The sequence below is a fragment of the Mesorhizobium sp. Arg314 genome, assembly GCF_053714275.1.
The window spans coordinates 177,006-198,037 of record NZ_JBSKBP010000006.1; the positions used below are offsets into that span (position 1 = coordinate 177,006).

17 protein-coding genes and 1 riboswitch are annotated in these 21,032 nt (G+C 65.6%); of the genes, 5 read left to right on the forward strand and 12 right to left on the reverse strand.

Annotated features, from left to right (window positions below):
* Positions 1–103: 103 nt before the first annotated feature.
* Complete coding sequence (locus ACWGS9_RS08970) at positions 104–349, forward strand: DUF1127 domain-containing protein (protein ID WP_454504898.1); 246 nt, start codon at positions 104–106, stop codon at positions 347–349.
* A gap of 73 nt (positions 350–422) precedes the next feature.
* Here the strand turns inward: ACWGS9_RS08970 and ACWGS9_RS08975 are convergent, their stop codons facing one another.
* From ACWGS9_RS08975 to ACWGS9_RS08985, 3 genes are all read right to left on the reverse strand, one after another.
* Positions 423–1,475 carry a substrate-binding domain-containing protein gene (locus ACWGS9_RS08975; RefSeq protein ID WP_454504899.1) on the reverse strand — a complete coding sequence of 351 codons (1,053 nt, stop codon included), beginning with the start codon at positions 1,473–1,475 and terminating at the stop codon, positions 423–425.
* A gap of 40 nt (positions 1,476–1,515) precedes the next feature.
* A complete protein-coding gene (locus ACWGS9_RS08980) occupies positions 1,516–2,508 on the reverse strand; it encodes an ABC transporter permease (RefSeq protein WP_454504900.1) in 993 nt (330 codons plus the stop codon).
* A gap of 70 nt (positions 2,509–2,578) precedes the next feature.
* The gene (locus ACWGS9_RS08985) at positions 2,579–4,090 is read right to left on the reverse strand and encodes a sugar ABC transporter ATP-binding protein (protein WP_454504901.1); all 1,512 of its coding nucleotides are present in this window, start codon (positions 4,088–4,090) and stop codon (positions 2,579–2,581) included.
* A gap of 138 nt (positions 4,091–4,228) precedes the next feature.
* On the opposite strand from ACWGS9_RS08985, the gene mtnK reads away from it, so the two are divergent.
* The 4 genes from mtnK to fba all read left to right on the forward strand — a co-directional run bounded on the left by mtnK (position 4,229) and on the right by fba (position 8,746).
* Positions 4,229–5,497, forward strand: coding sequence for an S-methyl-5-thioribose kinase (mtnK, locus tag ACWGS9_RS08990; protein ID WP_454504902.1), 1,269 nt, complete (start codon positions 4,229–4,231; stop codon positions 5,495–5,497).
* On the forward strand, positions 5,494–6,588 hold the full coding sequence (mtnA, locus tag ACWGS9_RS08995; protein ID WP_454504903.1) for an S-methyl-5-thioribose-1-phosphate isomerase: 1,095 nt from the start codon (positions 5,494–5,496) through the stop codon (positions 6,586–6,588). Before mtnK ends, mtnA begins: the two co-directional genes overlap by 4 nt.
* Before the next feature lie 244 nt (positions 6,589–6,832).
* Positions 6,833–6,977, forward strand: a riboswitch (FMN riboswitch).
* 76 nt (positions 6,978–7,053) lie between these two features.
* Entirely contained in the window at positions 7,054–7,521 is a 468-nt protein-coding gene (locus tag ACWGS9_RS09000; RefSeq protein WP_454504904.1) for a 6,7-dimethyl-8-ribityllumazine synthase, read from the forward strand.
* A gap of 160 nt (positions 7,522–7,681) precedes the next feature.
* The gene (gene fba, locus ACWGS9_RS09005) at positions 7,682–8,746 is read left to right on the forward strand and encodes a class II fructose-bisphosphate aldolase (protein WP_140675387.1); all 1,065 of its coding nucleotides are present in this window, start codon (positions 7,682–7,684) and stop codon (positions 8,744–8,746) included.
* 65 nt (positions 8,747–8,811) lie between these two features.
* On the opposite strand, the gene ACWGS9_RS09010 is transcribed toward fba, so the two are convergent.
* From ACWGS9_RS09010 to ACWGS9_RS09050, 9 genes are all read right to left on the reverse strand, one after another.
* A complete protein-coding gene (locus ACWGS9_RS09010) occupies positions 8,812–10,047 on the reverse strand; it encodes a VWA domain-containing protein (RefSeq protein ID WP_454504905.1) in 1,236 nt (411 codons plus the stop codon).
* Complete coding sequence (locus ACWGS9_RS09015; RefSeq protein ID WP_454504906.1) at positions 10,040–12,298, reverse strand: DUF5682 family protein; 2,259 nt, start codon at positions 12,296–12,298, stop codon at positions 10,040–10,042. The genes ACWGS9_RS09010 and ACWGS9_RS09015 overlap by 8 nt, the downstream gene beginning before the upstream one ends.
* Positions 12,299–12,301: 3 nt before the next feature.
* Positions 12,302–13,381, reverse strand: a complete 1,080-nt coding sequence (locus tag ACWGS9_RS09020) for an ATP-binding protein (protein WP_454504907.1) — start codon at positions 13,379–13,381, stop codon at positions 12,302–12,304.
* Positions 13,382–13,400: 19 nt separating this feature from the next.
* Positions 13,401–14,834: a DUF5691 domain-containing protein gene (locus tag ACWGS9_RS09025; protein ID WP_454504908.1), complete on the reverse strand. Its 1,434-nt coding sequence runs from the start codon at positions 14,832–14,834 to the stop codon at positions 13,401–13,403.
* Entirely contained in the window at positions 14,831–16,231 is a 1,401-nt protein-coding gene (locus tag ACWGS9_RS09030) for an SWIM zinc finger family protein (RefSeq protein WP_454504909.1), read from the reverse strand. Before ACWGS9_RS09030 ends, ACWGS9_RS09025 begins: the two co-directional genes overlap by 4 nt.
* Before the next feature lie 154 nt (positions 16,232–16,385).
* The gene (locus ACWGS9_RS09035) at positions 16,386–17,099 is read right to left on the reverse strand and encodes an ABC transporter ATP-binding protein (protein WP_454504910.1); all 714 of its coding nucleotides are present in this window, start codon (positions 17,097–17,099) and stop codon (positions 16,386–16,388) included.
* Entirely contained in the window at positions 17,096–18,814 is a 1,719-nt protein-coding gene (locus ACWGS9_RS09040; RefSeq protein ID WP_454504911.1) for a branched-chain amino acid ABC transporter ATP-binding protein/permease, read from the reverse strand. Before ACWGS9_RS09040 ends, ACWGS9_RS09035 begins: the two co-directional genes overlap by 4 nt.
* Entirely contained in the window at positions 18,801–19,670 is an 870-nt protein-coding gene (locus ACWGS9_RS09045) for a branched-chain amino acid ABC transporter permease (protein ID WP_454504912.1), read from the reverse strand. The genes ACWGS9_RS09040 and ACWGS9_RS09045 overlap by 14 nt, the downstream gene beginning before the upstream one ends.
* A 148-nt stretch (positions 19,671–19,818) precedes the next feature.
* Positions 19,819–21,003, reverse strand: coding sequence for an ABC transporter substrate-binding protein (locus ACWGS9_RS09050; RefSeq protein ID WP_454504913.1), 1,185 nt, complete (start codon positions 21,001–21,003; stop codon positions 19,819–19,821).
* Between the last annotated feature and the right edge of the window lie 29 nt (positions 21,004–21,032).

Here is a 21,032-nt window from a genome sequence, read left to right on the forward strand (position 1 = left end):
GAACTATTTGGGAGGGCTTAATTACGCCGCCGCTCGCCTGCGGCAGACTGCAACCTCAATTCAGACCGAAGGTCTCCAGACCTTCAACTACATGGAGGTTGCCATGACCGATATTCTTGCGCCTTGCGCACCCTCGACCGCACGCCCGGCGATGCACGCAGGGCGCTGGCGCTACTGCCTGACGGCCTTGCGGAGCAGGATAGCGGCCTCGCGCGAGCGAGCCCGCTTTCGCCTGGACCTCAAGCGGATGGCCAGGGACAATCCGCATTTGATCGACGACATCGGCCTGACGAACCGGCAGGTCGAGGAAGAGATCGCGAAGCTGCCTTTCTGGCAGCGCCAGGCTTGAGCGCAGAGTTGGAAGGTCAATACGAAAAGAGCGGCCCCTGGGGCGGCTCTTTCCTTTTCGGGTGGCGTGAACCTTACTTGGCGTTCGGGTTCGGCATCCAGGCGGGCATCGCGACATCGGCATGGGCGAACTGCGGCAGCTTGGCCGACAGGTCTTCCATGTTCTTGATGTCCTTGTCGACGAGTTCCTTCTGGGTGATCAGCGTCGGCGGCACGATGACGTTGTGGCCGGGATCCTCGCCGGCAAGCAGCTGCGCCAGCGCGCGCACCGAGACCTGGCCGACGACGGCCGGATTGGTGGCGGCGGTCGCCGCCCAGGCGCTGTCCGGCTCGCGCATCGCAGCGATATCCGAGGTCGAGATGTCGGCCGAATAGATCTTGATGCCCTTGTTCAGGCCGGCCTCGTCGACGGCGATCTTCACGCCCTTGGCGAACTCGTCATAGGGCGCGAACATCACCTTGATGTCGGGATGCGCCTGCAGCACCGAGCGCGCCTGGTTGGCGACGGAGTTGGCGATCGGGTTGTCGAGCGTGCCGAACATGGCGACCTCGTCGATGCCCGAATATTTCTTCTTCACGTCGACCCAGGTCTCGTTGCGGCGGTCGAGCGGGGCGATGCCGGCGACATAGACATAGCCCGCCTTCCAGTTGTCGCCATTGTCCTTGACGGCCTGCTCAAGCGCGAGCTTGGCGAGGTCTTTGTCGGACTGCTCGATCTGCGGGATCTTCGGGTTCTCGACATTGACGTCGAAGGCGACGACCTTGATGCCTGCATCGACCGCGCGCTGGGCGGCGTCCTTCATCGATTCCGTCAGCCCGTGCTGGATGATGATGCCCTGGACGCCAAGCGCGATCGCCTGGTCGACCATGTCGGCCTGGAGCGCCGCATCCTGGCGGCTGTCGAGCACGCGCAAGTCGACGCCGAGCGCCTTGGCCTGCGCCTCGACGCCGGAGAGATAGGCCTGGAAGAAGTCGCCGGTCGACAGATAGCGCACCAGCGCGATCTTGACGCCGGGCTTGTCGAACGGCGCCGGCCTGTCCGCCGCCAATGCCGTGCCCTGCATCAGCAGCGCCGCGCCGGCGAGGCCGAGTGCCGCCTTCCCCAAAAGTCTTCTTGTGATGCTCATTTTGCTTTCCTCCGTTTTTGTCTCAATACCCCGGTCGAAACTATCTCTTGCCCCTGCCGGAAAGGGCGAAGGTGAAGACAAGGGCGACGACAAGCACCGCGCCCTTGACGAAATCCTGCGTGTAGTAAGGGGCGTTCATCATCGTCAGGCCTTGCAGCAGGACGCCGACGAACACCGCGCCGACGGCGGTGCCGAAGGCGTTGGGCTTGGCGGCGCCGAGCACCGCGTAGCCGATGAGCGCCGCCGCTACTGCGTCGAGCAAGAGATTATTACCCGAGGCGATGTCGCCGCGTCCAAGCCGGGCGGCGAGCAAAATCCCGCCGATCGAGGCAAAAACTCCCGAAATGACATAGGCCCAGATTTTGTATGCCTTGACAGGCGCGCCGGCGAGCTCAGCCGCCCTCTCGTTGCTGCCGACGGCATACATCATGCGGCCGAAGCGGGTGTATTCGAGGAAGAACCAGATCAGCACGGCGAGCACGACCAGCACCACCACCGAGACCGGGATCAGGTTCGGGATGAAGAAGTCGATGCGGTGACGGCCGAGCGCCAGGAAGGCCTCGGAGAACTTGCCGTTGGCGACCGAGCCGTCGGGCATGGTCATGCCGGTGGCGATCGAGCGGCCTTCGGTCGGGATGCGCTGCAGGCCGAGCAGCAGAAACATCATGCCAAGCGTGGCGAGCAGGTCCGGCACGCGCATGTAGACGATCAGCCAGCCATTGATCAGGCCGACGATCACACCGATGACCAGGCAGGCGATGACGGCGACGACGGCATTCTGCTCCAGCACCACCATGGCGTAGGAGGCCGCCATCATGGCGCTGGTCGCGACCGAGCCGATCGACAGGTCGAAACCGCCGACGACAAGCGTCGCGGTGACGCCGAGCGCCAGCACGCCTGTGATGGCCACCGACTGGAAGATGAAGACGGCACTTTGCGGCGAAACGAAACCGTCGGCGGCAACAGCGAAATAGGCGATCAGCCCGACCAGCAGGACGATGAAGCCGTAGCGAATGGCGTAGTCGCGCATCATTCAGCGCCCCGCCGCGCGGCTGTCCGACAGAAACTCATTCCAACTCCACTTCATGCAAGTACCTCGACCCTCACGCCGCGCTGTGAAGCGGTCCGCCGGCCACTTCCGCCAGCAGCCGGTCGAGGTCGATTTCGGCGTTGCGATGCTCGCCTACGATCGTATGTTCCGACATCACCAGGATGCGGTCGGCGGTCTCCAGCGCCTCGTCGATCTCGGTGACGAAGATCAGCGTCGCGCGGCCGTCGGCGCTGGCTCTCAGCTTGGCGGCAATGTCGCGCCGCGCCGAGATGTCGACACCTTGGAACGGTTCGTCGAGGATGAAGAGCCGCGAGGCCTGCGACATCCAGCGCGCCACCATCACCTTCTGCTGGTTGCCGCCGGACAGCGCCGACAGCTCGTCCTTCTCGGAACGGCAGACGATGCCGAGCTCGTCGATCTGGCGGCGCGCGACAGCGCGCTCGGAACGCTTCTTCATGACACCGAAGCCCGACATGCGCTTGAGGAATGGCAGGCTGATGTTGCGTTCGATGTTGAAGTCGCCGACGATGCCGCTTGCCGCACGGTCCTTGGCGACAAGAAAGACGCCGGCAGCGATAGCCTCGCGCGCCGAGCCTGGTGCATAGGGCTTGCCGTCCATATGCATGGTGCCGGCGAGCGGCCTGCGTACGCCGAACAGCGTCTCGGCCAAAGCCGTCTTGCCGACACCCACCAGGCCGGTGACCGCAACCACCTCGCCGGTGCCGAGCGTCATCGAGATCGGCTTCGATCCTTGCCCGAGCCGCAACCCTTCGGCGGTGAAGACCGCGCGGGCCGAACTTCTCGCCACCACCCTGTCGAGATGGATCTTGCGGCCGAGCATGGCGTTGACGGCGCCCTCGTAATCGAGCGGCTTCTTGTCGAAGACGCCGGAGATGAGGCCGTCGCGCATCGATACGACACGATCGGCGAGCCGCCTGATGTCGGACATGCGGTGCGAGATGTAGAGGATGGCGACCCCCTGCCCGCGCAGCCGGTCGATCAGCGCAAACAGCCGGTCGGCCTCTGCGCTCGACAGCGAGGAGGTCGGCTCGTCGAGGATCAGCACCTTGGGCCGATGCGCCATGGCGCGCGCAATCGCCACCATCTGGCGATCGGCAAGCGCAAGGTCGGCAACGCGCGCCTTGAGGTCGATGGTGAGCCCCATGCGGTCGGCGACGGCCCTTGCCTCGGCGCGGACATTGCGCGGCTTGAACAGCATCGGCGCGCCCTTGCCGCTCAAGCGGTCGAGCGTCAAATTGGTGGCGACATCGAGATCGGCGACCACGCCGTCATTGATGTTCTGATGCACGGTGACGACGCCGGCGCGGATGGCTTCGGCCGGGGTCTGGGGGTCAAAGGCCTTGCCGGCGAGCCGCATGGTGCCGCCGCCGTGCGCGTAGACGCCGCTGACGATCTTGACCAGGGTGGATTTGCCGGCGCCATTGGCGCCCATCAGCGCGGTCACCTCGCCCGCAAAAAGCTCGACCGAGATGCCGCCAAGCACCTCGTTCTGGCCAAAGGATTTCCTCAGGCCCTCCACACGGAACACGGCATCTGCGCCCATTCGTTCCTCCCTGATCCGTGACGCTATGGGCTCATTCGGCAATTGTCAACACGATTGACATTTGCCAGAGCGCTTCCTAGCTTGGCCCCGCCGCCGTGGCTCCGCTATCGTCGGACACCACGAGCAGGAGGGGAGAGAATGACCGGGAAGTTCGAAGCATTGTCGGTGGAGACGCTGCCGAAGCGCCTTGGCGAGACAGCGGCGCTGACCGAGCGCATCGGCAAGGACGCCAGCCGCTGGAAGGTCCGCGAGGTCGGTGACGGCAATCTCAACCTCGTCTTCATCGTCGAGGGCGACCAGGGCGCGGCGGTGGTGAAACAGGCGCTCCCCTATGTGCGGCTGGTCGGCGACAGCTGGCCGCTGCCTCTGAAGCGCTCCTTCTTCGAGTATCATGCGCTGACCAGGCAGGAGCGCCGTGCGCCTGGCTCGGTGCCGGCGATCTACCATTTCGACGAGACACAGGCGCTTATCGTCATGGAGTATCTGGCGCCGCCGCACATTATTCTCAGGCGCGCTCTGATCGACGGCCGCGAACTGCCGAACATCGCGCGCGATATCGGCCTGTTCATGGCCCGCACGCTGTTCCGCGGCTCGGACCTGTCGATGGTGGCAAAGGATCGCAAGGCCGATCTGGCTTTATTCGCCGACAATGTCGAGCTTTGCGACATCACCGAGAACCTGGTGTTTTCCGACCCCTATTTCGACGCCAGGATGAACCGGCACACCAGCCCGCAGCTCGACGGCCTGGTGGCCGAACTGCGCGCTGATCGCGACCTCAAGGTCGAGGCACAGCGGCTGAAGCATCTTTTCGCCGCCAATGCCGAAACGATGCTGCATGGCGACCTGCATTCCGGCTCGATCATGGTGACCGACACAGAGACCCGAATGATCGATCCGGAATTCGCCTTCTACGGCCCGATCGCCTTCGATGTCGGCATGCTGCTGGCCAATTTCTGGATGGCCTTCTTCTCGCAACGCGGCCATGAGGAGGAGGGCAGCCGGGACTCGATGCGCGCCTACCTGCTTGAGGTCGCGGCCGAGACCTGGGCCGAGTTCCGCGCCGAGTTCTCCAATCTGTGGCGGACCGAGCGCACCGGCATGCTCTACCAGAAAAGCCTGTTCGAGGATCAGGGCGACCTGCTCGCCTCCGAACAGGCGCTCGACCACATGCTTTCCGGCATCTGGACGGACCTGCTGGGCTTCGCCGGCATCGAGGTGCACCGGCGCATCCTCGGCCTCGCCCACAATGCCGATTTCGAGACCATTGCCGATGCCGACCTGCGCGCCACATGTGAGGCCAAGGCTTTGCGCTTCGGCCGCCACATCGCCGTCAACCGGCGCCAGATCCACAGCATCGACGAGGTCAACAAGCTGGCCGCGCTGATCGAACAGGAGACGAGCCTTTGAACGTCGGCGAACGCCACTATCGCACCATCTGGCTCAGCGACGACAAGCATTCGGTCGAGATCATCGACCAGCGCTGGCTGCCGCATGAATTCCGTGTCGAGACCATAGGAAGCGTCGCCGGCATCGCCACCGCGATCCGCAACATGTGGGTGCGCGGCGCGCCACTGATCGGCGTCACCGCCGCCTATGGCGTCGCCATCCAGATGACGGACGATCCGTCGGACGAAGCGCTCGACGCGGTGTGGGAGACGCTCAATAAGACGCGGCCGACCGCGATCAATCTGCGCTGGGCGCTGGACGAGATGCGGCGCTTCCTGAAGCCACTCGCGCCAGACGAGCGCGCGGACGCTGCCTATCGGCGCGCCGCCGAAATCGCCGATGAGGATGTCGGGCTGAACCGCGCCATCGGCGAGAACGGGCTTGCCATCATCAGAGAGATCGCGGCGAAGAAGAAGCCAGGCGAGACCGTCAACATCCTCACCCATTGCAATGCCGGCTGGCTGGCGACGGTCGACTACGGCACCGCCACCGCGCCGATCTATCTGGCGAGCCAGGCTGGCATTCCGGTGCATGTCTATGTCGACGAGACCAGGCCGCGCAACCAGGGCGCCCAGCTGACCGCCTGGGAGATGGCCGGCCATGGCGTGCCGCACACGCTGATCGTCGACAATGCCGGCGGTCATCTGATGCAGCATGGCGACATCGATATGGTCATCGTCGGCACCGACCGCACCACCGCCAATGGCGACGTCTGCAACAAGATCGGCACTTATCTGAAGGCTTTAGCCGCCGCGGACAATCACGTACCCTTCTATGTCGCACTGCCGTCGCCCACCATCGACTGGACCGTGGCCGACGGGCTTGCCGAAATCCCGATCGAGGAGCGCTCCGGCGACGAGGTTTCGCTGGTCTGGGGCAAGACAGCGGACGGCAAGATTGCCCAGGTGCGTGTCTCGCCCGACGCGACGCCGGCGGCGAACCCTGCCTTCGACGTAACGCCGGCGCGGCTGGTGACAGGGTTGATCACCGAGCGCGGCGTGGCGAAGGCCTCGCGTGAGGGGCTGAAGGCGATGTTCCCGGAGCGGGGTTAGCTAATCTCCCCCCGGGCACTTCGTCATCTTCGGGCTTGACCGGCTTGACCCGAGAACCGATGCCGTGACCTCCGCCGCAGAGCGCAACGGTGCAGAATTCTGTAATCGTTGCAATGCCTTAGCGTCACGGCACGGATCCTAGGGTCTGCGCGCGTCGCTTCGCTCCTTGCTCCGCCCTAGGGTGACGACCGAGTTTATTGCTAGCGATTGACAGCGCCTTCCCCCTCTCGCATAAAACCCGCGTTAATGTTCTCAGGGCGGGGTGAAAGTCCCCACCGGCGGTAAGGGTCTCGACCCAAGCCCGCGAGCGCCTCCCGGCGACGGGAGGGTCAGCAGATCCGGTGCAATTCCGGGGCCGACGGTTACAGTCCGGATGGAAGAGAACGATTGCTGAAGACGGCCCGCTCGCGGGCCGCATTTTGCGTCGTGCGTCCTGATTCTGGTTCGAAACGGAAGGAAGGACCCATGAATCAGCATTTCCCCAAAGACCAACCATACCGTCGCGTGGCCGTCATCCGGGCGCGTTGGCATGCCGACATCGTCGACCAGTGCGTGACGGCGTTCGAGGCGGAGCTTGCCGCGCTCGGAGGCTTCACCGTCGATGTCTTCGACGTGCCGGGAGCCTACGAGATCCCGTTGCACGCCAAGACGCTGGCCGAAACGGGCCGCTATGCCGCGATCCTCGGCACCGCCTTCGTCGTCAATGGCGGCATCTATCGCCACGACTTCGTAGCGAGCGCGGTCATCGACGGCATGATGAATGTGCAACTCGCGACCGGCGTGCCGGTGCTGTCGGCCGTGCTGACGCCGCACAATTTTCACGATAGCGCCGAGCACCACCGCTTCTTCCACGAGCATTTCACCATGAAGGGCAAGGAAGCGGCGAAGGCCGGCGTCGAGATCCTCGCGGCGCGCGCACGCATCGGGGCCTGAACCGCGCCGCGAGCGGTGCACTGAAACTAAACCGATTTGGATTTCAGGACCGCAACTTGAGTGGTTGCGGTCCGCCAGAAATCCGGCCAGAAGCAGTCGGGTCAGGCCATGCGCCTGACGTTGGTAACTTGTGCCTACAACAGATACGGGAGACTATTCGTTGGCTCGCATCACACTGAGACAATTGCTCGACCATGCCGCCGAACACGGCTATGGCGTGCCTGCCTTCAACATGAACAATATGGAACAGGGCCTCGCCATCATGGAGGCGGCCGAGGAGACCAAGTCGCCGGTCATCCTGCAGGCCAGCCGCGGCGCGCGCGCCTACGCCAATGACGTGGTGCTGGCCAAGCTGATCGACGCGCTGGTCGAGATCCATCCCGACATCCCGGTCTGCATGCATCTCGACCACGGCAACAATGAAGCGACCTGCGTCACCGCGATCCAGTACGGCTTCACTTCGGTAATGATGGACGGCTCGCTGAAGGAAGACGGCAAGTCGCCGGCCGACTACGCCTATAATTCCGGCATCACGCGCCGCGTCGTCGACATGGCGCATTGGGGTGGCGTGTCGGTGGAAGGCGAGATCGGCGTGCTCGGCTCGCTGGAGAGCGGCGGTGGCGAGCAGGAAGACGGTCACGGCGTCGAAGGCGCGATCAGCCACGACCAGCTTTTGACCGACCCGGTGCAGGCCGAGCAGTTCGTGCGCGACACGCATGTCGATGCGCTGGCCGTTGCCATGGGCACCAGCCACGGCGCCTACAAGTTCTCGCGCAAGCCCGACGGCGCGGTGCTGGCGATGAACGTGATCGAGGAGATCCACCGCCGTCTGCCCAATATGCATCTCGTCATGCACGGCTCGTCTTCGGTGCCGGAGGACCTGCAGGAGATCATCAACAAATATGGCGGCCAGATGAAGCCGACCTGGGGCGTGCCGGTGGAGGAAATCCAGCGCGGCATCAAGCACGGCGTGCGCAAGATCAACATCGACACCGACAACCGCATGGCGCTGACCGGCGCGATCCGCAAGGTGCTGACCGAGAATCCGTCGGAGTTCGACCCGCGCAAATATCTGACGCCAGCCATGGCGGCGATGAAGAAGCTCTGCAAGGAGCGCTTCGAGCAGTTCGGCACCGCCGGCAACGCGCCGAAGATCAAGCCGATCCCGTTGGCGGACATGGCCAAGCGCTACAAATCGGGCAGCCTGGATCCGAAATTCGGCTGAGCAAACATCGCCCGCGACCGGTTGAAACCGGTCGCGGTAAAAGTCGTCCCTAACGCCGCCGAGGGCTATTCGGCGGCGTTCGGCGTTTCAGCGTCGGCGCGAATGAGCTTGATGTCGGCGCCCGCCGCCCAGGCAGCGATGTCCTCGCGGCGCAACGCCGCTGCCATCATGTCGGGGAAATGGTCGGGCGTGCAGGCAAAGACCGGAATGCCCAACGCCGCGACAGACCCGGCCATCGACGGATCGTAGCCGGGGCGGCCCTGGTCGGTGAGCGCGAGCAGCACGATGACGTTGACGCCGGACCGCACGAGCGCCGCCAGCCTTTGCAGAAGCTCCTTGCCGTTGCCGCCTTCGTAGAGATCGGTGATCAGCACGAAATGCGCCTTGGTCGGCCGCTCGATGCGCTCGGCGCAATAGGCGACGGCCTGGTTGATGTCGGTGCCGCCGCCGAGCTGGACGCCAAACAGCACCTCGACCGGATCGCTGAGCTCTTCCGTCAGGTCGACGATCGCCGTGTCGAAGCAGACGAGCTTAGTGCGCACGACCGGCAGCGAGGCCATCACCGCGGCGAAGATCGAGGCATAGATCACCGAGCTTGCCATCGAGCCGGACTGGTCGACGCACAGTGTCACCTCGTCGAGGTCGACCAGCCGGCGCTGGCGGCGCATGAAGCCGACCAGCTTTGCCGGCACGACTGTCTTATGGTCCGGCTGATAGTGGCGAAGGTTCGCCGTGATCGTGCGCGGCCAGTCGATGTCGCGTTGCCGTGGCCGGTTGGTGCGCCTGGAACGGTCGAGCGCGCCGCGGATCGCCTCGGCGCTCTTCTGCTCAAGGCGCTGCATCAGCTTGGCGACGATGTCGGAAATGATCGAGCGGGCGATGTCCTTGGTCTTGTCCGGCATCGCCGAGCGCAATGAAATCAGGTCAGCGACGAGATTGACGTCGGCTTCGATCGCTTTCAGGAATTCCGGCTCCATCAGCATCTGCTTCAGGTTCAGCCGCTCGAAGGCATCCTTCTGCACGACCTGGACGACCTGCTCGGGGAAAAAGGAGCGGATATCACCCATCCATTGCGCGACGCGGGGCGCCGAGCGGCCGAGCCCGCCACGCCGCTTGCGCGGATCGCCGCCAGCGTTGCCGCTGCCGTCACCATAGAGCGCGTCGAGCGCCGCCGACAGCCGACGGTCCTCGGCGGACAGCGCTGGCGAGGTCTCATTGTCAGCGCCGATCGCAAGCCGCCAGCGGCGTTCACGATCGTCTTTCGTCGGAGCGAGATCCGGCCCGGTCGCTTCATCAACCATGGCTGACCTCCCCTGCAAGCAGCTTGCCGAGGAGAGCGAAATGTCGGCGCCATGCCTCGCCACCGTCCGGCGCCGCCGTCAGCCCGGCGGGCAGGCGCGCTCTCTTGCCAAGCACGGCCTCGATCAGGCGCCGGCGCTCCATGCTGTCGAGGTTCGAAAAGACGCGGCGCAGCAACGGCAGATGCGCCACGAAGGCGTCTTCATCGAGCGATGCCAGCCAGGCATCGACGGCGCCGCGCAGACCCTCATCATAGATCAGCCGCTGGCCGGCGCCGCTGAAAAAACCTTCGAAGAAGGCGGCGGCATCGGCGACGGGCGTTCCCGGCGATAGGCGTTTCGCCAGCAGGTCGGCCATGGCCTCGGCCGACAGGCGACCGGCTTCATAGAGAAGATGCGCGGCGCAACCGGCGATGAGCGCCGTCGACCGCGATGAATCGACCACGGCGGCCAGCCCGTTGCGCCAGGCCTCAAGGACATGCTCGTCCGGCTCGACCAGCTTGATCGCCTGGTCGGCTTTGCGCAGCGCGCCCAACAGCGCCGACGCAGCCTGCGCATCGAGGTCGCGCGCCGCGTAGGGAAGCGCGATAGAACCTTCGATGATCAGCCGTTCCAGCAGGCCAGCGAGACGTTCCGTCTCGGTCTTGCGCGCTTCGCCGTAGCGGATGATGTCGGCGAGCGGCGGCACCGAGGCCAACAGTTCCAGGCACTCGCTGCTGTGCGCCGCCTTTTCCTCCAGGGCCGCAAGGCCTGCTGCCGATGCCTCGCTCAATGCCGCCGTGATGGCGCTTTGCACCAGCGTGGCTAGAGCATCGAGCGTCGCGGCTACGCCGATCATCTGGATCAGCCGGCCATTGGCGGCCTTCTCGATGGTCGGGCCGTAGACTAGGTTCTCGACCAGGCGGACGGCATATTCGGGCTGCCAGGCCAGCATCCAGCGTTCGCGGAACGTGCCACGGCTGCGCCCGACATCCGTCAACCTGCCCCAGCCCACACCAAGCACGTTCAGGCGATGAAGCAATGTCGACCGGAAAAGCCCGCTCTCGCTGCGCAGATCGACGGACAGTTCCCGCTCCAGCGCCTCGGGCTTCAGCCGCGCTGCTTTCTGGTTGCGCTGCAGATCGTCGATCAGCGGCGCAAGCGGCGTGTCAGGCGGTATCTCGCCGACATCGGCGCCGAGCAGCAGTTCGGCTTCGACCATCTTCCACAGCAAGGCTTCGCCGTTGAAGAGGGCCGAAATCGAAGCGTCGCGCAATTCCTCGAATCCCGGCTTCGGCCGTTCGCGGATGGCGGCGAGCGCGCGGGCCAGACGTTCCGCCTCGATCAGCGAGGCGGTGGAAATCATGTGGCCCTTCGCCCTGAGCACCGAGGCGATCCGCGCCAGCCACAGGACCGAGGCATCGTCCTGCCCGCGTGTCTGCCACAGGTGCTTGCACCAGCCGGGCGCAACGACGCCGGCGCCATAGCCGTAACCCAACGCCAGGCGCGGTCCGGTCCATGGCGCGAAGGTCATCGTGGTCTTGCGCCGGCCGATGCCCTTGAGCAGCGCTTGGTCGCTCTTTTGCGTGTGCGCCGCTTGCAAGGCCGGCACATGCCAGGCGCCGCAGACGACGGCCAACGGCCCGTCGAACTCCTTTCGCGCGGCCGCGATCTCGAGGCGCATATGCGCCTCGCGCATGGCTTCGAATTTGCCGATCGCACCCTCGCCGTCGCGCAGCGTGGTCATCGCGTCGGCGATGGCCGCGAAGATCGGGCCGGGTTCGGGATTCTGCTCGATGATATCCGACCACCAGCTCTCGCCGTCCTCATAGCCGGCGGCGCGCGCCAGCGTGCCGATCGGATCCTGGATGCGCGTCGGTTCTTCGCCTTGCTCTTCCGTGACGTCCGCCTCGACTGCTTCGGTGTCCGCTGCCCCTTCAGGCGCCTTCTCGGCGAGACGCGCGGCCGAGGGCAGATCGATGAAGCGCAGCGCCGCCCTGTTGGCGACGGCCCAGAGTGCCGCCTGATATTCCGGCGAGAATTCGGCGAACGGCCAGAAGCTGGTCGCGGCGGGATCGTCCTGCGGATAGCAGAGCAGCGCCACCGGCGGCTTCATGTCGGGGCTGGCGAGCAGCGGCAACAGCGGCGAGGCATCCACCGGCCCCTCGATCAGCACCGCTCCAGGCTGCAATTCCTGCAACGCCTTGACCAGGCTCTCGGCGGAGCCCGGCCCGTGATGGCGAATGCCGAAATAGCTGATGCTGCCTCCCGTCATGGTTCAGATGGCCGCGTTCAGCGCCGCGTAGTAACCGGCATAGTCCGGCCGCTTCTTCAGCACCGTCTCCAGATATTCCTCCAGCACGACCTTGTCCTGGACCGGGTCCTTGACGATCGCGCCGACAAGGCTCGGCGCCAGCCCCTCGGCATGGAGCTTGCCGCCGTCGAACCATGCCGCCTGGCTGAGCCCGCTGACCATGGTGGCGATCGCCTCGGCGGTCGACAGCGAGCCCGACGGCGTCTTCAAAGTCACCTTGCCGTCGGCGGTCGCGCCCGAGCGCAGCTCGCGAAAAATGGTGAGCACGCGGGCGATCTCCTCGCCGACATTCTTCGGCACCGGCAGGTCAAGGCCGCCGGCCATCTCGCCGACGCGCCGGGAGACGATCGAAACTTCTTCCGCCATGTCGTCGGGCAACGGCAGCACGACGACGTTGAAGCGCCGTTTCAGCGCCGAGGAGAGCTCGTTGACGCCCTTGTCGCGGTTGTTGGCGGTGGCGATGATGTTGAAGCCGCGCTGCGCATAGATCGAGGTGTTCAGTTCCGGCACCGGCATCATCTTTTCCGACAGCACGGTGATCAGCGTGTCCTGCACGTCGGAGCCCATGCGCGTCAATTCTTCCAGGCGGCAGAGTTTGCCGTCCTGCATGGCGCGGTAGAGCGGCGTCGGCACCAGCGCCTCCCGGCTCGGGCCCTTTGCCAGGAGTTGCGCATAGTTCCAGCCGTAGCGGATCTGATTCTCGTCGGTGCCAGCGGTGCACTGCACGACCAGCGTCGAATTGCCCATGATGGCGCCCGCGAGATGTTCCGACACCCAGGATTTCGCCGTTCCCGGAACGCCGAGCAGAAGCAGCGCCCGATCCGTCGCGAGCGTCGCGATCGCGGTTTCCATCAATTGCCGGCGGCCGACATATTTCGGCGAGATCAACGTGCCGTCGCTCGCCTTGCCGCCCATCAGATAGGTGAGCACGGCTTTCGGCGACAGGCTCCAGCCGGCCGGCCTCTGGCGATCGTCGCTACGCGCGAGCGCTTGCAGTTCGGAGGCATAGACCTCTTCGGCCGGAAGGCGAATGGCTGCGTTCATGCGATCTTCTCCGGATTGATCATCTGTTGGATTGGGAAGGATGTTCGGTCAGCGCAGCGTTGAGCCGCAGCAGGGCAAGCGATGGCGATACGGGCGCGAGGCCCGCGGCAACGACCTCGTCGATGAATTTTGCCGCCGCCGGCGCGGTGGCCAGGTAACCGACCGTCTCGACGAGGTCCTCCGCGGCTCTGCGTGAAGGATCTTCCTTCGCGGCAATGCCGCCGCGAAGGACCGCGAGGAACCGGCCGTTCGAAAGATCGTCCCAGCCCAGCCAGCCGGCCTCGATGCCCTGCGCCTGGCCCAGCGCGGCGGGAAACTGCGCCTCCTTGACGATCTGGCGAATGAGTGCGCGCTGGCGGCCATTATCGAGGCGCGGCGTCAGATGCAGCACCATGAGCGCCGCCTTGCCGCCGGCGGCGACAAGCGTGTCGGCCATATGCGCGACTGCGGCGTCGCTGGCCGAGGCGGCGACCATGCGCGACAGAAAGATGTCGGCATTGTTGTCGGTGCCGAACTGCCAGCCGGTTATGAAGTCGGATTCCGTCATCCCGAAGCGGGCAGCCAGATCGACCAGGTTGCAGAGCTCGAAGAGCTCGGCGCGGCGCTGCTCCTGCGCATGCGATTTGGTCTTCGCCGGGCCAAAAGTGGTGCGGCGGCGGATGAAGCCGGCCTTGCCTTCCTCGATGAAGCCGGCAAGCTCCGCCACCGGGACATCCGCGCCGCCTTCGCCGTGTTGGCCAAGCATCGCCAGCATGCGGCCGGCCAACTCGCGGACCTTGGTGGAGCGATCGGGGGCAAGGCTTTGCAGAAACGGCGCATCGTCCGGGCCGAGGCCGATGCGGATGAGCTCGACCAGCGACAGCCTGATATCGGCCGATTCCGCCGGCGCCCTGGCCTCGATCAGCAGCCTTGCAACCGCCGGTTCGCTCCGGCGCATCCCGGCCAGTGCGACGCGCCGCGCGGCCGGATAGAATTCGGCCCAGTTCTGCAAGGTGAGCTTTTCATGCGACAGCCGTTCCTCTTCGGCGCTGGCCTGCCAGTCGATCCAGGGCGCGTAGACGTCCGGGCTTGCCTGGTCGGACGCGGCGGGCATCCAGTCCATCGGATGGGTGACGAAGCCACGGCTGGCAACCAGCTTGATGATCTGCGCCTTGCGCCCGGCATCGGCGGCCTGCTTGAGGGCGGCCCGCAGCGGCGAGCGCAGCCGATCGGGGAGTATCGGCAGACCGAGCACCGGCAGCGGTGGACGGCGTTTCAAGCTTTTCGGTGCCGCGGGGCGAAGCGCGACATCCAGTGCCTGCGCGGCGATGGCCAGAAGCCGCCTCTCCTGCTCGTCCGGGCTCGACGCCGCTGCGACCTCCTTCCATTCAGCAGGGGCAAGCTCGAAGGCGGCGCCGCCCGAAATCCAGCCGTCGCGTAATCTCGCCAGCCCTGCCTGATCGAGCTCGTTCACGACAGGTCGAGCCTCCCCATGCTGCTTTGCGCCGCCAGAAGCTCGAGCCTGGCGCCATTCCAGAGTGCGGCCGTCGCCGCGAGATCGAGGCCGAGCAAGGTGTGATTGACGGAACCGGCGACAGGCAGGGCAATGCCATGCGGATCGTTGGCCGCCTGCCACCAGGCACCCTCCTTTTCGTCCAGCGCGATCGCGCCGGACGGCAGGATGACCGGGCAATCGGCCAACCATGGCGCGCCATCCTGGAAGGCGGCATAAGCTGCCAGCGGATCGCCGGCTGCGTCCGGCGCGAAATGGGGCCAGCTACCCGGCACCGTATCGCCCAGACGTTCCGCGACCAGCGCCCGCAGCGGATTGCGGGACGGATAGAACACAAGCCTCGCCTTGAAACGATCTCCCGGCGCGAAGGCGCCGGACCGCCGTCCCGCCGAGGCCGGGAAAAAGTCGAGCAACACGGCAAATCGCGCAGCAGGACTTTTCAGATCGAGCAGCCATGTTGCATGGCTGACCAGACCATCGCGGCGGGTTTCGATCTTCTCGCCTAGCACCTCCCAGTCGCTCTCCACCTGAACGGCATCCGGGTTGGCTAGGATCTGGTCGCGGGTCTCCGATGTCGAAACCATGCGCTTCAGCTCGGCGTCGTCGGGCGCGGCGCGCCAAGCCTTGGCAAGCAGCACGAGCTTGCCCAGCTCACGGATCGCCGCGTCGGGCCGCTCCTCGCTGCGCAATGCCATCAGCCGCGCGGGCAATTCGTCGATGCGCCCGGCCAGCGCCGTCGCCTTGAGATCGACAAGCCGTGCCGCGATGCGGCGGCAGCGCTCGCTGCAGGCATCGACAAAGCCGGCAAGGCCGAGCCGAAGCTGGTCGGCAATCCACTGGTCGAGCTCATCGAGCGCGGCAGAAACCGCGCTGCGCGTGTCCTCCGCCCGCTTGCGCTGCGCTGCTTCGCGGCGTTCAGCCGCAGCGGCGTCCGCGACTGGCGCACTTTCCTCGGGCCGCGACGCTTCGTCGATGCTTTTGCCTTCCGCGCTTGCCGGGGCCTGCGCCGGCGGCTGCCCGGGCTTGCGTCGCCGGCCGAGCCAGTCGTTCACCCAGTCCGGCGTCTGACCGACGCGCGCGAAGCTGGTCGGCGCGGTGGCGCCGATCCACGCCAGGGCCAGGATGTGCTTGCACGGAAATTTTCGCGAGGGGCAGGTGCATTTGTAACCGTGATCGGAGGTGTCGAAGGCAACGCGATAGGGATTCGAGCCGGAGCCCTGGCATTCGCCCCAGATCAGCGGCAGCTGTTCATGCGCTTCAAGCCGGGGCCAGTTCGAGCGCTTGGTCAGCTTGGCGGCGGCGCCGAGCGAGGCCTGGTCGGGGGCTAAAGCCTCGATTGTTTTCAAATCCAGCTGCAAGCGCCGCGCCTCTCATGACCCCGAACCATGATGTCGCGACGATTGATAGCCGTTTGCGGCGCGCTGGTGTAGCTCCCGCCGCTGCAAAATTGAGGCCTTGTCCAACGTTCCGTTGCCCTACCGACAAAGCAGTGTCTTGCCGCTTCACGGGCAGTCAGGCCGGCACAGCGCTTTCCGCGCCGCCGAGATAAAGCCGATGCAGTTCGTCCGGCGATTGGCGGAGCTTCGCGCAGTCGCCGTCATAGACGACGCGGCCGCGACGTATCACATAGGCGCGGTTGCCGATCGAGAGCGCGAGTGCCGCGAACTGCTCGACGAGCACGACCGCCAAGCCATCGTCGGCGAGCTTGCGCACGGCCGTCATCAGCCGCGTGACGATGACCGGGGCGAGACCGGCCGACATCTCGTCGATCAGCAGCACCTTCGGCCGGGTGAGGAGCGCCCGCGCGATCACCACCATCTGCTGCTCGCCGCCGGAAAGCAGGCTCGCTTTCACGGCGTGGCGCTGCACCAATTCGGGGAACAGCGCATAGGCTTCCGCGATGTCGGCGCCCGGATGCAGGCTGACGCGCAAATTCTCTTCTGTCGTGAGCTGGCGGAAGACGGTGCGGCCTTGCTCGACATGGGCAAGCCCTTTGCGCGAACGGGCGCCCGGCCGCGCGTTCTGCAGCTCGCGGCCATCAATGGCGATGGTGCCTCCGGCAACCGGGATGATGCCCGATAGGCCTTCGAGCAACGTCGTCTTGCCGGCGCCGTTGGTGCCGAGCACGACGCTGATCGCACCGCTCTCGGCGACGAGATCGACCGAGGTGACGACAGGCAGCTCGACGCGGTTGATCGACAGGTTGGAAACGACGAGCCTGCTCATGCCGCCACGCTCTCTTCCTCGATGCCTAGATAGGCTTTTTTGACCGCGCGCTCGTCGAGCACCTTGGCCGGCGGTCCGGAGGCGATGACCTGGCCGAAATCGAGCACGGTGACCTCCGAGCAGACCGCCCGCACCAGGTCCATGTCGTGCTCGACCAGCAGCACCGCCGAGCCGAACAGTTTCGGGATCTCGGCGATACGTTGGCCGAGCCGCAGCGTTTCCTCATGCGACTGGCCGGCGGCTGGCTCGTCGAGCAGCACCACGGCCGGTCGCGCGGCGACAACACCGGCGACGTCGAGCAGCCGCCTGGTGCCGGCATCGACCGTAGCAACCAGCGTGTCGGGATGCGGACAGTCCAGCCAGTCGAGCACCGCCTTGGTCTCGTTCGCCGACAGGCCCTTGGCGGCTAAAGCCAGATAGCCGCCGACGGTGAGCTCCGGCGCGATGCGGTTGGTCTGCCAGGTGCGTCGCACGCCTTCGCGGGCGCGCTGATACGCCGGCACGCCTTCGAGAGGCTTGCCTCCCAGCTGCACACTGCCCTGATAGGAAGACAGGAAGCCGGCGACCGCATCGATGAAGGTCGACTTGCCGGCGCCGTTCGGGCCGATCAGTCCGGCCACCGTGCCGGCGGCAACGCTCAGGCTGACATTGTTCAGCGCGACCACGCTGCCATAGCGGACTGTCAGACCCTCGATGGTGAGCGCCGGGCCGGCGGCGCGCTCGACTGCTGCCGGCAATTCCGAGGCAGACGCGGCAGCCACTTTCGGCGCGCGGGCCGGCAGCAGCTTGCGGAACTGGCGCCGGAAGGTTTCGCTCATCGTCTCGCCGGTCGATAGCGCCTGGGTGGCGCCGATGGCGAACAGAACGTTGCCGATGTCCTGCGGCCAGTCGAGCCGACGAAGAATTTCCGGGAACATGACGACCAGCAGGCCGCCGATGATCGCGCCCTCGGCAAAATGCGCGCCGGTCATCACCGACACCGCATAGAGCGAGAGCGACTGCATCATGCTGAAATTCTCGGCGACCAGCGTGCCGAGATAGCCTGCGAGCAGGCCGCCGGAAATGCCGGCGACGAAGGCGCTTAGCGCAAAGGCCGAGAGCTTGGCAGTGGCGATGCTGACGCCGTGCGCGGCGGCGGCGCGCTCCGAGTGACGCACGGCCAGCCAGGATGCGCCGAGCCGCGAGCGGCTGATGATTTCGAGCGTCACGGCGATCGCCACATAGAAGAGCAGCACGAAAACGAAATAGCCCTCGTCGCTGTCGAACAGGTCCGGCCTCGGCACCTGCAGGAAGTCGGTCTGGCCGGGATAGGTCATGGTGGCCAGGATGGTGTCGAAGGCGGTGGCGAAAGAGAGCGTGACGATGGCGAGGTTGATGCCGCGCAACCTCAGCGCCGGCAGGCCGATGGCAACGCCGAACGGCACCGCCGCAAGGCCGCCGATCAGGATCCATATGGGCAAGCCGCCCGGCGCCTCGGCGAGATTGAGATAGCCGACCGTCCAGGCGCCGACGCCGGCGAAGGACATCTGGCAGAGCGCGATCATGCCGGTGCGGCCGGCTACGAGACCGAGGCTCTGCAAGGCGACGCCGGTGATCAGCACCGAGGTTGCAAGGAACACCCAATAGGATGGCAGCAGGCCCACGTATGCCACGCCGCCGGCGATGAGCGCCAGGACGATGAGGATCGACGAGGCTCTCAGACTAGCGCGCTTCATCCCAGCGGGCCTCCCGCTGCGACCAGAGGAGAACGGCGAGCACCACCAGGAACGGGATTGCGCTGCGATACTGGCTGACGCTGTCGATGGAGCTTGCCAACCCTTCGACGATGCCGAGCGCAATGCCGCCGGCCAGCGTCCACCAGAAGCTGCGGAAGACGCCGATGAGCGCCGCGGCGAGCGCCGGTACCACGAGCAGACTGAGCGTCATGAAGTTCGGCGAGCGCTGCGGCGCGATGATCATCAGCGCGAAGGTGGTGAAGGCGCCCGTCATGCCCCATACCAGCAGCGACAGGAGCTGCACGCGCACGCCGAGCAACTCCGCCGCCATCGGCCGGTCGGCCAGCGCGCGCAGATTGAGGCCGACCTTGGTCCGGTTGAGGAAGAGGTCGGAGAGGATGGTGAACAGCACCGCCAGGCCGATGGTGAGCACCGAGGCGATGGTTACTTCGACGCCTGCCAGGCGGAAAGCGGAGCCGGGGAACAGATCAGGCATATTGTGCGGATGCTGGCCGCCGGTGAGGCGCAGCCCGACGGCGATCAGCCCGACCAGCAGCGCCACCGTCACCGCTGCCTTGGTCGAGGCGCTCGCCTCGCCGAACCATCTGGTCATGATATAGCCGATTGCGACGCCGGTCAGCGTGCCCGCCGCAATGCCCGCCAGCACCGAGGGCCAGATGGGGAAGCCGGTCTCGAAAAGCGCGATCAACACGAAAGTGCCTGCGGTGCCGATTGCGGCCCCGGTGAAGTTCACCACGGCGACGAGCCGATAGGTGAAGACGGCGCAGACGCCGAGCAAGGCATAGGTGCCCCCGGCCGTCAGTCCCGCCACGGCGGATGTAAGCAATGCGTTCATCGGTTTCCCAATTTGAAAGAATGGGCGATCATTAGCCCAAATCCTTGTCGAGGTCGGCGCCGCCCCTCATTGTCCTGCCGGATATTTCTCCCCGTGCACGGGGAAAAAGAGGCTGGGGGCAAGAGCGGCGCCGACGCCCGGGAGGATCTTACTTGGCCTGAGGCAGCACGACCCAGTCCGGCGTCTCGACCTTCCAGCCGCCGTTTTCGAGCTTCATCACCTTGGTGGCCTGCATCGGCGAATGCGTCTTGGCCTTGCCGAACACGTAAGGCGAGCCGGCCAGCGGGTTGGTGAGCGACTGCATGTCGTGCAGCGCCTTGGCGACGCTTTCGCGCGTGACCTCGCCGTCGATCGAGGCGACCACCTTGAGGAACAGCTCGGCGGCCAGATAGCCACCCTGCGAGAAGGCGGTCAGCGGCCGGTTCGCCTTCTGCATGTCGGCAATCCATTGTGCGTTGGCGGCCGAGTTCTTCTCAGTGAAGGGCTCCCACTCGGTGCCGACATAGATAGGCTGCTTGGTGTCGGCCAGCGCCTTGGCGACCTGCTCGGTGTAGCCGGGCGCCAGGAACAGCCAGTTGATGCCGGTGATCTTCTGGGCATCGACGGTCTTGATCAGTTGCACCACCTGCGGCTCGACCTGGTTGGTCAGCACCGCGTCGCAGCCGGCGTCACGCGCCTTGATGACATAGGGCGTGAGATCGCCCTGGAAGGGCAGCGTCAAGTCGATCAGATGAATCTTCTGGCCGCTGATCTTCTCCCAATTCTCGATCGCCTTCTTGTAGGCCTCCTGGGTGCCGCCGATGATGATGAAGAAGGCGCAGAGCTTCTTCGTCTTCAGCTCGTTGGTGGCGTAGTAGGCCATCGCAGTCGACAGCGTGTATGGGCCGACATTGACGGGCGCGACGTTGGGCGAGGAGAAGCAGGCGGCGTCGACGCCGAGACCCTGCACCGAAAGGATCTTCTTGCGGCTGTAGGTGGCGGAGTTGACGGCGCAGTCGAGAAGGCTGGCGGAGCCGACCAGCGCCACCGCCTCCTTGTTGTCGATCAGGTCGCGCGCGGCTTGTGCCGCGACCGCCGGGTCGGCCTTGTCGTCGGCGATGGTGTAGTCGATCTTGCAGCCATTGATACCGCCGGCCGCATTGACGGCGTCGAAGGCAGCCTGGGTTGCCTTCGGCACTTCCGAGAAATCGGCCGGGCCGGTGATGGTCGACACGGCGCCGACCTTGATGGCGCCGTCCTTGCAGGTCGGGCCGGCGGCAGAGGCGGTGCCGGCCATGGCGGCAAATCCGATGCCGGCAATTGCTGCCGCGAGCAGTCTCGATTTCCAATGCATGTTCACTCTCCCATTTTTGTCATGCGTTA